Raw genomic sequence first — 13,329 nt, forward strand, 5'->3', positions numbered from 1 at the left:
CGGCGCTATGACGTGGTTGAGGACCGCCGCGCGAAGGCGATGCCCGCGCCGCTGAGCAGGACGGCGCCGAGCACGACGGCGACGATCAGCCCGGCGTTGCGGCCGGTGTCACCGGCCTGCCCGCCGCTGCCGGTGGCCGGCATCGCCCGGGGCGCCGCGGCAGCGCCGGCGGCCGGCGCTGCGGGCGCCGCCGCCCCTGCGATCGGCTTCGCCGCGTGCCAGACGCCGCCCACGCCGTCACCCTTCGTGTCACCGGGCTGCGCGTCGGGCGCATAGAAGTAAAGCGGGTGGCCGTTGTAGCTGACCTGGTGCGATCCGTCCTGGCGGGTGATCACGGTGAACGCGCCACCGACGCCCGCGGGCGCCGTGGGGTTGCCGCTCGCCAGCACCAGCGGCGGCCAGGTCGTCGAGCAGGCGCCGTTGCAGTTGCTCTCGCTGGAAGTGTCCCTGTCGAAGACGTAGAGGGTCTTGCCGTCGGTGCCGGTCAGGACCGTGCCGAGGCCGGTGGTGCGGGTTTGCACCGTTGGCGCCGCCTGCGCAGCCACGTGCTGCTGGGAGAGCGCCCAGGAACCGCCGAGGACGCTCAGCGTCGCAACCGCCAGAATGCCGAGTCGAAACCGGGACAGGTGAAGACCTCGCAGCATGGTTTCCGCTCCTTCAACGGCTCACGTCGTCGTGCCGTCGTCGCAACTACGATGCAACGCGCACGCGGGATGCATCGACCACGAGATTTCCTACTGGGCCGGGCCGTGGAAACGGTCAACGATGCGGCCGGGGCCTGCGGGCGCTCGCCGGAATGGTCGCCCGCCGCCACGCAGGGCACAAGTTGCGGAGCGGCGTGGAGCGGTCGGCCGATCGAGCCTGCTCTCATGAACGGGACGGCCTAAATCACGGAGTCGGCGCGCAGCCGCGCGAGTTCCTCGCCGCCGATGCCGGTCAGCTCTGCGAGCACCTCTGCCGTGTGCTGGCCCAGCCGCGGGGCGGGCTTGATCACCGGCGGCGAATCGCGCAGCTTCGGCACGCTGCCCACCATCTTGAAGCGGCCGCGCTGTGGATGGTCGATCTCCACGATCGTCTCGCGCGCCAGCAACTGCGGATTGCACAGCATTTCGGCCGTGTCGAGCACGGCGCCCGCGGGCACGCCGGCCGCACCGAGCGCCTCCATCGCCTCGTACTTCGTGCGCTGCGCCGCCCAGGCGGAAACCAATTCGTCGATCACCGCGCCGTTTTGCGCCCGACCGGAGCGTGTGAAGCGTGCATCGCCGCGCAGATCGGTGCGCTCGAGCACGTCGAGCAGGTTGTCCCACATCGCGTCGGTGCTGGCGTAGACGAAGACGTAATCGTTCGGGCCGCCGGGCTTGCACGCGTAGAGCCAGCGCGGCCCTTTGGCCGCGAGCTGGTTGCCGCGGCGCGGCAGCGGCGCCCGCTCGTCGTAGTAGGGACGCAGCCCGACGCGCGTCAGGTTCAGCACGGCGTCCTGCATTGCGACCTCGACCTTCTGGCCGCGGCCGGTCGTCTCGCGCTGAATGATCGCGCCCAGGATGGCAAGCGCGGCGTGCACGCCGGTGCCGGTATCGCCGACCGTGGGGCCGGGCTTGATCGGCTCACCGTCGGGGTAACCGGTGCGCGCCATGGCGCCGCCGGCCGCCTGCGCCACTGGATCGAAAGCGAGAAATCCCGCGTGCGGCCCGACCGTGCCGAAGCCCTTGATCGTGGCGTAGATGATGCGCGGGTTGATCTGCTGAATCCGCTCCCACGGATAGCCGAGCTTTTCCAGGCCCGCGGGCGCGAAGTTTTCGACCACGACATCGCCCTGCCGCAGCAGGTCTTCGAAGAGCTCGCGGCCGCGCTCGGCCTTCAAGTTCAGCGTGACGCTGCGCTTGCTGGCGTTGAGCAGCAGGAAGTAGAACGAATCGGCCTCGGTGCCGTCGTTGATCAGGCCACGCCCGGGCTCGCCGCGGCCGGGCGGCTCGATCTTGATCACGTCGGCGCCGAGGAAGGCGAGCGTTTCCGTACAGGAGGTGCCGGCCTCGTACTGCGTCAGGTCGATGATGCGGATGCCGTCCAGCGCCGCCATCAGAGCACCCCCTCCGCTGCCAACCGGTCAAGTTCGGCCGGCGTCATGCCCAGCAACTCCGCGTAGACCTCGCCGTTGTGCTGGCCCAGCAACGGCGCCGTGCGCAGCGGCGTGTCGTTGTCCGCCAGCTTGAGCGGGTTGCCGATCATCGAGAACCGACCGCGCGCCGGGTGTTCGAGGTCGACGACGCTGCCGCGCTCGCGCAGATGCTGGTCTTCGAAGACGTCCTCGCCGCCGTAGACGGCGCTGGCAGGCACGCCCGCGCAGCCCATCTCCTCCATCGCCTCGAACTTGGTGCGCTGCGCCGCCCAGCCGGAGACGAGCTGCTGGATCTCCTCCGCGTGCTTGGCCCGGCCGCGCGGTGTCTGATACTCCGGGTCGCCGGCCAGCTCGGGACGGCCGAGCGTCTTCCAGAGCCGCGCGTATTGCCCGTCGCCGAGAATGCCGATGTAGACGTAGTCGTTGATGCCATCGCCCTTACAGCGGTAGACACCGTTCGGCGGCCGGTTGCCGGCGCTGCCACGTCGCTGCACCGCCCGGCCGCTGCTGTACATGCTTGTCATCGGCACGCGCACAAAGTTGGCGACGGCGTCCTGCATCGCGACTTCCACCGGCTGGCCCTTGCCGGTGCGCAGCCGCTGGATGTAGGCCGCGGCGATGCCGATCGCCGCGTGGATGCCGGTGCCCGTGTCGCCGATCGTCGATCCGGGGCGCAGCGGCTCGCGATCCGCCTCGCCGGTGACGCTCATCGAGCCGCCGGTGGCCTGCGCGATCATGTCGAAGCTGGGGAAGCCCGACCAGGGGCCGTAAGTGCCGAAACCCTTGACGCGGGCGAAGATGATGGCCGGGTTCAAGCCACTCAACCACTCCCAGGTGATGCCCAGCCGTTCGAGGCTGCCGGGGCCGAGGTTCTCGACCACCACGTCGGCCTTCGGCACCATGCGGGCGAACAGCTCCTTGCCGTGCGGGTCGCGCAGGTTGAGCGTGACGCTGCGCTTGTTGGCGTTCAGGATGATGAAGTACCAGGCGTCTGGTCCGTTCGGATCTGCGCCGAGGCCGCGGCCGGGGTCGCCGCCTTTGGGGTGCTCGATCTTGATCACGTTGGCGCCCAGCCAGGCGAGCATCTGGGTGCACGAGGTGCCGGCTTCAAACTGGGTGAGATCCAGGACGGTGACGTTGGCGAGCGGGCTGGGCATCTGCTGCCTCCCTGCGCTCCGACGAGCCGCCGCCGGACGCGAGCCCGCCGGCAGGGCCGCGCCGCCCGGACCTCGGGCACGAGGCGCGATCCCACCGCATCATAGCGCCATCCGCACCAGACGGCGCGACATTGAGACAGCGCAGTCATTGAGCAGCGAGTATCAATCGAGCCATCGTCGGCGGCCGTGGTCCACGCGCTCAGATCAGCCGCGCGATCGTCTCCCCGGCCGCGCGGCAGCCGCTGGCCAGCGTGCCGTCGCGCTGCACGCGCACCGCGCCGTCTCGCAGGGCGGACGTTGTCGCGGCGCGCACGGCGCCGGCGGCGTCGAACTCGCCCAGCCGATCGAGCAGCATGGCGCCGGCGAGGATCGTCGCCAGCGGGTTCGCCCGATCGCTGCCGGCGAGACCGGGCGCGGATCCGTGGATCGGCTCGAAGTAGGCGCCGCGTTCGCCGATGTTGCCGGAGGGACAGAAGCCGAGGCCGCCGACCGTCGCGCCGCCCAGGTCGCTGAGGATGTCGCCCAGGAAGTTCTCGCAGACAATCACGTCGAAGGCGTCCGGCTCGAGTACGAGCGCCTGAGCCGCCGCATCGGCGTAGCGGCTTTCGAAGACGACTTCCGGATACTCCGCGCTCACCGCTTCGACCACGGCGCGGAAGAAGGCGAAGCCGCGCAGCACGTTGGCCTTGTCCACACAGGTGACGCGGCGCACGCCGTCGCGCGGGGCGCCGCTGCCGGCGCGGGCAAGGTCGAAGGCGAAGCGCGCGACGCGCTCGCAACCCCGGCGGGTGATCAGCATCGTGTCGGCCACGGCATCGGCCGTCGCCACGCCGCGGCCGCGTGCGGCGTACAGCCCTTCCGTGTTTTCGCGCACGATAGCGTAGTCGATGCTGCCGCTGGTACGGCCCGCCAGCGGCGACGCCACGCCGTCGAGCAGGCGGATCGGCCGCAGGTTGGCGAAGAGGTCGAGGCCGTTGCGCAGTACGCCGCCGAGCACGCCGGCCTCCGTGCCGTCGGGCAGGCGCACGCCCGGCAGACCGACGGGTCCCTTGAGCAGGGCGTCGGCGTCGCGGCAGGCGGCGAAGGTCTCCGCGCTCATCGCCAGGCCGCTGCGCTGGTAGCAGGCCGCGCCCGCTTCGTGGCGTTCAAGGTTGAGGCGGCAACCGAAACGCGCCGCGGCGGCCTCGAGCACCGGCACCGCCGCGCCCGTCACCTCCGGGCCGATGCCGTCGCCGGCGATCAGCACGACGCGGTAACCGCGCACTGAACCGGAGATCGCGCCACCCACGGACTACGCCTCGCCCGACGCCCAGCGGCCGAGGAAGGGGCAGACCGCGGCGTAGTAGGCCTCAGGGTTCTCGGTCATCGGCGCGTGCGCGGCGTTGGCAATCACGACGAGTTGGAGACCGGCCACCGCGTCCGCGAGCGCCTCACAGTCGGGGCGCAGGTGGTCGTGTTCTCCCGTCACGATCAGGACCGGGGACTCGAATGCCGACATCGCCTCCGTCAGGAACGGGCGCCGCGCCAGCGCCTCGTACTGCGCCGCCAGCGCCGCAACGCCGGCGCGACGCAGCCGCTCCTCCCAGGCCGCACGACGCTCCGGATTGCGCGGCGCCGTGCGCGAGGATCGCAGGAAGGCTTCCAAGCCCTGCTCCCGCAGCAGCGCGGCGTTGCCGCGGTAGCGCGCGGCACGGCCGCGCGTGCCGCCCAGCGCCGGCACACACACGGCGACCACCGCCCGAGCCCTCGCTGGATGGCGCGCCGCGAACTCCAGCACCGTGCGGCTGCCGCGCGAGTGGCCGCCGAGCAGCGGACGCCGCAGGCCGAGCGCGTCGAGCGCATCGAGCAGATCGTCGACGTGGTGCTCGCCGGCGTACAGATCCGGGTCGGCCGGCGCGTGCGAGCGGCCCTGGCCGCGCGGGTCGATCGCGATCAGGTGATAGCTGTCCAGCAGGCCGCGTTGCGCGTGCAGCACCAGCTCGGCGAAGTCGTTGCCGCCCGGCAGCCAAACCAGGTCGGGGCCGCGGCCGGCTTCGACGTAGTTCAGCACGCCGCCGCGCGCCGCGATCGTGCCGCCGCCGGTTGCCGTCATCGAGCCCTCCGCCGCCCCGCCAGGCGGCCACGCCACGCGCACGGTACGAACCGCGCGGCAGCGCTGTCAACGGCGCATCAGCGATGCGGTATGGTCAGGATGAAAACCGAGGCGCCCGCCTGGCGGCCGCTCGATAGGTGATCGGGTCCGCGGCGTGCGCCGGAGAAGGCAGGGCCAGCGGGTGACATGACGGAGGAGCCGCGGGCCGAACCCTCGCTGCCGCCGGACACGCTGGCGCGCTATCCGCTGCGCGCCTGGCTGCCCGATCGCGACCGGGCGATCGCGGCGCTGGAGGACTTGCGCGCGGCCGGATTCGCGGACGAGGACGCGGTGCTCTGGCTTGAGGCTGAGAGCGAGGCCGCCGATCGCGTGCCCGGCCGCGACCGCGAGCTCTTCCTGGTCGTGGCGCGCGACTCGCTGGCCGGCACCTATCTGGGCGCCTTCGTCGGAGCGCTGCTCGGCATCCTCATCGCCCTGCTGCCGCCCGTGCGCGATGCCGCGGGCGGCGCGTCGCTGCGCATGTTCGCGATCGCGGCCGTACTCGGCGCCGTGGCCGGAATCTTCGGCGGCTCACTGTTGGGCATGACCGCGGCGCTGGACCGGCAGCGCGCCGGCAGCGATACCTACGCCGACCAGTTACCGGAAGACGCTACCCTGCTGCTGCTCGCCCCGCGCAGCGACGAACAGGAAGATCGGGCACTGGCCACGATCGCGCGCATGGGCGGCAGACCGGCGGGCCGCGGCGCGGGCGGCTAAACGTTTCAGTCCTGCAAGATAAACCGGTTTAGGTATTCTCATCTGAGACGGCTGGGCAATCCTCGGAGCAGTCATCTCCCGTGGAGTGTGGGAAGGTGCCGATACGATGGTTGCCGCCGACTACGAAGGCCGCGCGCATGTCGCCTTCATGCCGCAGGCCGAACTCACCCACTTCAACGTGATCGCCCGCCTGCACGACGAGGAGGCGGCGCGCGGCGCCGTCGCCGAGCTGCGCGGCGCCGGCTTCGCCGTGGGCGATGCCTCGGTCCTCGGCCCGGCGGGCGACGCCGTCCACACGGGCAGCGGCCTGACCGAGCTGGACGAGCGCCTGCTGCGCGGTGTCGTGCGTGACGCCTGCGAGGGTGCGCTCGTGGGCGGGGTTTGCGGCGCGCTGCTCGGCCTGCTGCTCGGGCTGCTGCCCGCCGTGCAGCACATCGTGGCGCCGACCGCCGCGGGCTACGCGCTGGCGGCCGCGTTCGGGGCGGTCGTGGGCGTCGTCTCCGGCGCGCTGGTCGGCGGCGTCGCCGGACTAGATCGCACACAGGCCGGGTCGGACACCTACGGCGATCAAATCTGCGAGAACGCGCGCATCGTCGGCGTCCATACCGCTGACCCCGAGCAGCAGGCCAGGGTCTGCGAGATCCTGCACGGCTGCGGCGCCTTTGGCGTGCGCGCGTTTGCCGCCGGCGAGGAGCCGTCCCTCTGAGCGCTGCCTCGCCTACTCCCGCATCGATGCCTCTCTGACCCGTGTGGCCGGGTGCAGAATTGCCCCGCTGGCAGTGCCTGCGGGACCGCTCTGCGTGCGAGCATCGAATCGCAGCGCGCCGCTCGCGGCGGCGCGCGGGAGAAGACGTCGATGCCGTCAGCCGATTACGAGGGAACCGCACGACAACCCTACCTGCCCAGGACCAGGACGAGCCGCTTTAACGTGATCGCCCGCTTTCCCGACCCGGCGAGCGCCGCACGTGCGGTAGAGCGCATCCGCGCGGGAGGCATCGCCGCGAGCGACGTTTCGGTGTTGGGCGGCGCTGGCGACGAGGTTGAGCCGGGCAGCGGCCTGATGCGCGCCGATGCAGCGGTGGTGCGCTCGGTCTGGACGCGGGCCTGGCTCTGGGGTCTCGCAGGCGCGGTTATCGGCGCGGTTATCGGCATCATCCTGATCCTGATTCCCGGCTTTCGTCACGCCGTCCGCGCACAGCCCGACTGGCCGGCGTTCATCGCGGCGATCCTGATCGGCGGCATCGTCGGGGCGATCGGCGGCGCGCTCGCCGGCATGGTCGGCGGACTCGACCGTTCCGAAGCCCACGTGGACACCTATGCCGACGAAGTCGCCTGCGGACCCGAGCTGGTCGGGTACACACCGCCGACGAGCAGGAGACGCGTCTCGCCTCCGCCGCACGGCGCGAGGCGGGCGCGACCGCGATCGACTCCGTCGCGTCCGCCTCAGCGAAGTCGGCCGGCCCTTCGGCGCAATAGACGGCCAGGACCGCCGGAGCCGGCGCCTCGGCGACGCGCGGCCCTCAAGCGCAGCCGCGGCCGCTCCTGATCTCGCCTGCTTGACCGCCTGTATGAGATACAGGTAGCATACAGGTATGCGATACATGGAGCTGGCTGCGGCACTGCGTGCCCGGATCGGTGCGGGCGCCTACGGAGCGGGCGGCGCGATCGAGTCGGAGGCCGATCTCGGCCGCGCCTACGGCGTCAGCCGCGTGACCGTGCGGCGTGCCCTCGAAGAGCTGCGCCGCGAGGGGCTGCTCACCAGCCGCAAGGGCGCGGGCTGGTTCGTGGTCTGCGATCCCGTGCGCCAGGCGCTGGGGCGCGTGGTCACGATCGAGAGCGCCCTGGCCGAGGCGGGGATCACGCCGCGGCGGCAGGTGCTGGCCTTCGCCTTCGAGCGCGCCGACGCCGGCGTGGCCGCGGGTCTGGGTCTCGCCCCAGGCAGCGAGGTGCTGCGCGTGCAGCGCTTGAACCTCGCCGGCGAGGAGCCCTTCGCGATCGTCACCGTCTGGGTGCCGGCGGCGCTGGGGGCGCAGCTTTCGCGCGCCGAAGTCGAGCGTTCGACCTTCTACGATCTACTGCCCTTGCGCGGCGTCGAGCTGGCGGGCGCGACGCAGACGATCGCGGCTGTCGCGGCGACGCCGGAGGAAGCGAGGCTGCTGCGCGTGCCGGCCGGCACGCCGCTCCTCGCCTGCCGCCGCACCACCCGCGATCGGGCCGGGCAGACCGTGCTGTTCTCCGACCACCGCTACCCCGGCCACCGCACCGAGTTCGAGGTCGAGTTTCCGCACCTGGCCGCGGGCACCGGCTGGGGACCGTCCGGCCTGCGGGTGCTGGCGCCCCGGCGTCCGTCGCGTCAGGATACGGGATGACAAGCAGCAGTGGCGAAGGTGTGCCGGCATTGGCCTCGCACAAGCCGGCACATGCTCTAATCGCGTCTCTCCGGTGACTGGCATCAGGTGAAAGGATGGTCGGGCATGGCCGGGAACTTCGACCCCTTCGGCGCACGCGCCTCGCTGCAGCTCGCGGACGGCAGCAGGGTTGCGTACTACCAGCTAGAGGCGCTCAAGCAGCGCGGCGTCGGGGATCTCGGCCGCCTGCCCTACACCGTGCGTGTGCTGCTGGAGAACGTGCTGCGCCTCTGCGACGGATCGCTCGTCAAAGAGGACGACGTGCTGGCCCTGGCGCGCTGGCAGCCGGGCAACCAGGACTTTCCCTTCCTGCCGGCGCGCGTGCTGCTGCAGGACTTCACCGGCGTACCCTGCGTGGTGGACCTCGCCGCGATGCGCTCGGCCGTCGGCCGCATGGGCGGCGACCCGCAGCGCATCAACCCGCTCGTGCCCGTCGACCTGGTCATCGACCACTCGGTGCAGGTCGATCAGTTCGGCTCCGACGCCGCCTTCGCCGCCAACGTGGAGCTGGAGTACGCGCGCAACAAGGAGCGCTATGCGCTGCTGCGCTGGGCCCAGACCGCCTTCAAGAACTTCCGCGCCGTGCCGCCGGACACCGGTATCGTGCACCAGGTCAACCTGGAGTTCCTCGCGCACGTCGTGGTCGAGCGCAAGGAAGACGACGGCACGCCGATCGCCTTCCCCGACACGCTGGTCGGCACCGACTCGCACACGACGATGATCAACGGCCTCGGCGTGCTCGGCTGGGGTGTGGGCGGCATCGAGGCCGAGGCGGTGATGCTCGGTCAGCCGCTCTACCTGCTGCTGCCGACCGTCGTGGGCATGCGCTTCACGGGCAAGCTCAAGGAGGGGGTGACGGGCACGGACCTCGTGCTCACCGTGACGCAGCGGCTGCGGGCGCACGGTGTGGTTGGCAAGTTCGTCGAGTTCTTCGGTCCCGGCGTCAGCGCCCTGCCGCTGGCCCAGCGGGCCACGATCGCCAACATGTCGCCCGAGTACGGCGCCACCGCCGGCCTCTTCCCCGTGGACGACGAGACGCTGCGCTACCTGCGCAACACGGCGCGGCCTGATCGCGTTGTCGACCTGGTCGAACGCTACACGAAGGCGCAGGGCCTGTTTCGCACCGACACCGCGCCTGAGCCGCAGTATAGCGAGTTGCTGGAGCTCGACCTCTCGACGGTCGAACCCAGCCTCGCCGGGCCGAAGCGGCCGCAGGACCGCGTGGCGATGCGCGAGCTGAAGGAGAGCTTCCGCGCCGCGTATCCCGGGCTGATGGAGGGCAACGGCGCCGCGGCCACCGACGGCCACGCCGGACCCGGCCACGGCTCGGTGGCGATCGCCGCGATTACCAGCTGCACGAACACCTCGAACCCGGCGCTGCTCGTCGGCGCGGGCCTGCTGGCGCGCAACGCCGTGCAGAAGGGTCTCAGCGTCAAGCCCTGGGTGAAGACCAGCCTGGCGCCGGGCTCACGCGCCGTGACCGACTACCTGCACGACGCCGGTCTGCTCTCATTTCTGGAACAGCTCAAGTTCAACCTCGTAGGCTACGGCTGCACCACCTGCATCGGCAACAGCGGTCCGCTGCCCGACGAGGTCGCGAGCACGATCACGGACCAGAACCTGACCGTCGCCGCCGTGCTCAGCGGCAACCGCAACTTCGAGGGACGCATCCATCCGCAGGTCAAGGCGAACTACCTCGCCTCACCGCCGCTGGTCGTCGCCTACGCGCTGGCCGGCACGGTGGACATCGACCTCGACCGCGAGCCGCTGGGCACGGACAAGAGCGGCGCCGCGGTTTACCTGCGCGACATCTGGCCCAGCGACCGCGAGGTGGCCGACGAGATCGAGAAGTCGGTGCGGCCGCAGCTCTTCGCCCGCAGCTACGGCGATGTGTTCACCGGCGACGAGCGCTGGCGCAGCCTGCCCGTACCTACCGGGGACCTGTACGACTGGGACGCGGAATCGACGTACGTGCAGGAGCCGCCCTTCTTCACCGATCTCGCGGCCGAACCCGGCCCGCTTAGCGACGTTCACGGCGCCCGCGTGCTGGCGATGCTGGCCGACTCGGTGACGACCGACCACATTTCGCCCGCCGGCAACATCCCCCGCACCAGCCCGGCGGGACAGTACCTGATCGCCCACGACGTGCGACCGGATGAGTTCAACAGCTACGGCTCGCGCCGCGGCAACGACCGCGTGATGGTGCGCGGCACCTTCGGCAACATCCGTCTGCGCAACGAGCTGTCGCCCGGCAAAGAAGGCGACTGGACTGTGCACCTGCCCGATGGCGAGGAGATGCGCATCTTCCAGGCGGCCGAACGCTACCGCGAGGAAGGCGTGCCGCTGCTGGTGATCGCGGGCAAGGAGTACGGCACCGGCAGCTCGCGTGACTGGGCGGCGAAGGGCACGCTGCTGCTGGGCGTGAAAGCGGTGATCGCCGAGAGCTTCGAGCGCATCCACCGCAGCAACCTGGTGGGCATGGGCGTGCTGCCACTGCAGTTTGTGAATGGCCAGACGCGCGAGACGCTGGGCCTGACGGGGCGCGAAGTCTTTGACATCGACGGCATCGCCGACAATCTGACGCCGGGCAAGCTACTCAGCGTGCGGGCGCTGAAGGAAGACGGGACGGAATCTCGCTTTTCAGCGCAGGTGCGCATCGACAGCCCGGTCGAGGTGGACTACCACCGCCACGGGGGCATCTTGCAGTACGTGCTGCGGCGGCTGGCTTCGGAACACGTGCAGACACATGGCGCCACGGCGGGCTGAAGCGATGAGCAAGAGTATCGGCCCGCGAGCTTGGCGGCGGGGTTATAGGCGACGGTAGATCTGGCCACGCGGGCCGATCTCATCGACGAGAATGTCGTGTGCATCCCGGTTCACGGTGAAGACGATCCTCCAGCCGCCGACGCGAGCCGACCTTCGGATGCCGGCTGAAGTCAGGGGCTTGGAGTGCCGGAGGTCGAACGGATCCGCTGCGAGAAGCAAGAACTTGCGCTCAAACCGGTCCTGAACCCGCGGTTCCAGTCGGTCAAGGTACCTTCGGGCCGGTCCCGCCAGTCGAAGCCTGTAATTCATCGGCGGCGACTACGGCGCCACTCCTCAAGGGTGACGTAGTCACCGGCGGCGGCAGCCTGCTCCGCCGCCTCCACGCGCGCCAGTTCGTCGGGCGTGAGCGTGTCGGGGTCGGCGCGCAGGTTGAGGAAGTCGAGCAGCTCCTCGGCTTCCTCTTCGGAGAGCGCATCGACGATCTGGTGCAACTCTTCTTTCACCGTCATATATCCAGTATAGCTGCTGAGTCGTGCCGCGAGCGGCGTGCACCCTCGGGGCGGCAGCCTGTGCGGCTGTACACCGGCGCTTAACGTGAAAGCGGCGGCCGGTTGCTACACTGGAGCGGCGACGCCTGCCGCGGTCGCCATCCGTCCTTGCGAGGTTGCACTGAATGGCATCCCCCGCGGCCGCCGGCTCCGGTCGTACGGCCGCCGCTCGCACGCCCTCCGATCTGCTCTCCGTCGTCCTGCTCGTCGCTGTGCTCGCACCCGGGGCCGTGGTCTTCAGCGGGCTCGATGTCTGGGCGCGGTATCAGCCGCCGTGGCCTGCTTTCGTCTGCGGCACGGCCTGCTGCGGCCTGGCGGCAACCGCGCGCCGGCCCGGTTGGTTGCTCGTGTTGGCGCTGGCGCTCGGCCTCGCCGCGACCTACGCCACGCTGCTTCAGGCGCAGCCGGGGCCGGGGCTGCGCCTCGCGGACGAACAAGCGCGGTTGCACCTGCTGCACTGGTTGCGGCTGCTTTGGCGCGGCGAGGCGATTCACGACGACCTCGCCGTGAGTGCCTGGACCAGCGGCCTTGCCTGGCTCGCGGGCATGTGGGCGGCCTGGGCGGCGCTGCGGGCCGGCTGGCACTGGTTGGTACTTACCCTCGCCGGCGCTCTCGTGCTCTCGAGCATCGGCTACACGCACAACTGGCCGGCGGGCGGACTGATCGTCTTCCTCTTTGCCGCGCTGCTGTACGTGTCCCAGCAGCAGGCCCTGCAGCGGCGGCAGGATGCTGTCCGGCGCGGTCTGGAAGCCTCTCCTGCAACCGGCCGCCGCGCCGGCGTCGCCCACACCGGCATGGTGCTGAGCGGCGCGGCGGGCCTGGTTGCGCTGGGCTGGCTCATTCCCGCCGCCCATTGGCGCCTGCCTCGGCTGCCGGAGAACCGCCCGCCGGCCGGAAGCGGCTCGGCGCTCGGTGCGGGGCAGATCGAGCGGCCGCTTACGGTGTTGCACGATTTCGGGTCGGTCCTGCCCTTCTCCGGGCCGGTCGCGCCGGGGGACGGCATCGTGGCCACGGTGCAAGCCGATGGACCGGGATACGTGTTCGGCATCTCCTACGACCGCTACGAAGGGAACGGTTGGGCGACATCCGCGGCTGCCGGCGATACCAACGCCCCGCAGGGCGGACCTGGCATACGCCGCAGCGGCGGGCTGTCGTTCGAGGCAGCGCCGCCCTATCTCAGCAGCTCGTCCACAACGCTCACCGTGACGCCTGCACAACCCGCCACGGTCCTGCTGGCGGCCGGACCGCCGCTCGGCCTCGCTCCAACCGAAGGCACTCAGCCGCCACGCGCCTATACGCAGTGGTTGAAAGGTGCGCCGGCCGGCGAATTCACGGCGCTGATCGCCGCATCGCCCCTGCAGGCAGGGGCGACGTACGCAACAGCCGGCCTGGTTTCGAGCGCCGAAGCAGGCGCCCTCCGGCGGGCGACAACAAGCGCCAGAGGCTGGCTCGCTGCCTATACCCAGCTTCCGCCCAACCTGCCGCA

General features: G+C 70.9%; 12 protein-coding genes. 6 read left to right on the forward strand and 6 right to left on the reverse strand.

All coding sequences use genetic code 11. The features are described 5' to 3' along the window. Positions 1 to 5: 5 nt before the first annotated feature. The 5 genes from VKV26_04535 to VKV26_04555 all read right to left on the reverse strand — a co-directional run bounded on the left by VKV26_04535 (position 6) and on the right by VKV26_04555 (position 5,365). Entirely contained in the window at positions 6 to 644 is a 639-nt protein-coding gene (locus tag VKV26_04535; GenBank protein ID HLZ69159.1) for a hypothetical protein, read from the reverse strand. 239 nt (positions 645 to 883) lie between these two features. After that, a complete protein-coding gene (locus VKV26_04540; protein HLZ69160.1) occupies positions 884 to 2,077 on the reverse strand; it encodes a CoA transferase in 1,194 nt (397 codons plus the stop codon). Continuing rightward, positions 2,077 to 3,273 carry a CoA transferase gene (locus VKV26_04545; protein HLZ69161.1) on the reverse strand — a complete coding sequence of 399 codons (1,197 nt, stop codon included), beginning with the start codon at positions 3,271 to 3,273 and terminating at the stop codon, positions 2,077 to 2,079. The genes VKV26_04540 and VKV26_04545 overlap by 1 nt, the downstream gene beginning before the upstream one ends. A 199-nt stretch (positions 3,274 to 3,472) precedes the next feature. Next, the gene (locus VKV26_04550) at positions 3,473 to 4,561 is read right to left on the reverse strand and encodes an isocitrate/isopropylmalate family dehydrogenase (GenBank protein ID HLZ69162.1); all 1,089 of its coding nucleotides are present in this window, start codon (positions 4,559 to 4,561) and stop codon (positions 3,473 to 3,475) included. A 3-nt stretch (positions 4,562 to 4,564) separates the two neighbouring features. Then, positions 4,565 to 5,365 carry an alpha/beta hydrolase gene (locus VKV26_04555; GenBank protein ID HLZ69163.1) on the reverse strand — a complete coding sequence of 267 codons (801 nt, stop codon included), beginning with the start codon at positions 5,363 to 5,365 and terminating at the stop codon, positions 4,565 to 4,567. Between the two features lie 186 nt (positions 5,366 to 5,551). Here VKV26_04555 and VKV26_04560 point away from each other — a divergent pair, with 186 nt between their 5' ends. From VKV26_04560 to acnA, 5 genes are all read left to right on the forward strand, one after another. Next, positions 5,552 to 6,121: a hypothetical protein gene (locus VKV26_04560; GenBank protein HLZ69164.1), complete on the forward strand. Its 570-nt coding sequence runs from the start codon at positions 5,552 to 5,554 to the stop codon at positions 6,119 to 6,121. A gap of 106 nt (positions 6,122 to 6,227) precedes the next feature. After that, positions 6,228 to 6,827 carry a hypothetical protein gene (locus VKV26_04565; protein ID HLZ69165.1) on the forward strand — a complete coding sequence of 200 codons (600 nt, stop codon included), beginning with the start codon at positions 6,228 to 6,230 and terminating at the stop codon, positions 6,825 to 6,827. Between the two features lie 150 nt (positions 6,828 to 6,977). After that, positions 6,978 to 7,667 carry a hypothetical protein gene (locus tag VKV26_04570; GenBank protein HLZ69166.1) on the forward strand — a complete coding sequence of 230 codons (690 nt, stop codon included), beginning with the start codon at positions 6,978 to 6,980 and terminating at the stop codon, positions 7,665 to 7,667. Positions 7,668 to 7,722: 55 nt separating this feature from the next. Continuing rightward, entirely contained in the window at positions 7,723 to 8,490 is a 768-nt protein-coding gene (locus VKV26_04575) for a GntR family transcriptional regulator (GenBank protein HLZ69167.1), read from the forward strand. Positions 8,491 to 8,595: 105 nt separating this feature from the next. Then, on the forward strand, positions 8,596 to 11,295 hold the full coding sequence (gene acnA / locus VKV26_04580; protein ID HLZ69168.1) for an aconitate hydratase AcnA: 2,700 nt from the start codon (positions 8,596 to 8,598) through the stop codon (positions 11,293 to 11,295). Positions 11,296 to 11,600: 305 nt separating this feature from the next. Here the strand turns inward: acnA and VKV26_04585 are convergent, their stop codons facing one another. After that, positions 11,601 to 11,798, reverse strand: a complete 198-nt coding sequence (locus VKV26_04585; GenBank protein ID HLZ69169.1) for a hypothetical protein — start codon at positions 11,796 to 11,798, stop codon at positions 11,601 to 11,603. A 170-nt stretch (positions 11,799 to 11,968) separates the two neighbouring features. Here VKV26_04585 and VKV26_04590 point away from each other — a divergent pair. Then, positions 11,969 to 13,329 (forward strand): hypothetical protein (locus tag VKV26_04590; protein ID HLZ69170.1); only part of this gene is annotated, 1,361 nt, incomplete at its 3' end.

Source organism: Dehalococcoidia bacterium, from assembly GCA_035310145.1.
Lineage (GTDB): Bacteria > Chloroflexota > Dehalococcoidia > CAUJGQ01 > CAUJGQ01 > CALFMN01.

What these genes read in the sequence shown, in the direction of transcription:
- VKV26_04535 (HLZ69159.1), bottom strand. Translation starts at nt 644, where the DNA reads ATGCTGCGAGGTCTTCACCTGTCCCGGTTTCGACTCGGCATTCTGGCG.
- VKV26_04540 (HLZ69160.1), bottom strand. Translation starts at nt 2,077, where the DNA reads ATGGCGGCGCTGGACGGCATCCGCATCATCGACCTGACGCAGTACGAG.
- VKV26_04545 (HLZ69161.1), bottom strand. Translation starts at nt 3,273, where the DNA reads ATGCCCAGCCCGCTCGCCAACGTCACCGTCCTGGATCTCACCCAGTTT.
- VKV26_04555 (HLZ69163.1), bottom strand. Translation starts at nt 5,365, where the DNA reads ATGACGGCAACCGGCGGCGGCACGATCGCGGCGCGCGGCGGCGTGCTG.
- VKV26_04560 (HLZ69164.1), top strand. Translation starts at nt 5,552, where the DNA reads ATGACGGAGGAGCCGCGGGCCGAACCCTCGCTGCCGCCGGACACGCTG.
- VKV26_04565 (HLZ69165.1), top strand. Translation starts at nt 6,228, where the DNA reads ATGGTTGCCGCCGACTACGAAGGCCGCGCGCATGTCGCCTTCATGCCG.
- VKV26_04570 (HLZ69166.1), top strand. Translation starts at nt 6,978, where the DNA reads ATGCCGTCAGCCGATTACGAGGGAACCGCACGACAACCCTACCTGCCC.
- VKV26_04575 (HLZ69167.1), top strand. Translation starts at nt 7,723, where the DNA reads ATGGAGCTGGCTGCGGCACTGCGTGCCCGGATCGGTGCGGGCGCCTAC.
- acnA (HLZ69168.1), top strand. Translation starts at nt 8,596, where the DNA reads ATGGCCGGGAACTTCGACCCCTTCGGCGCACGCGCCTCGCTGCAGCTC.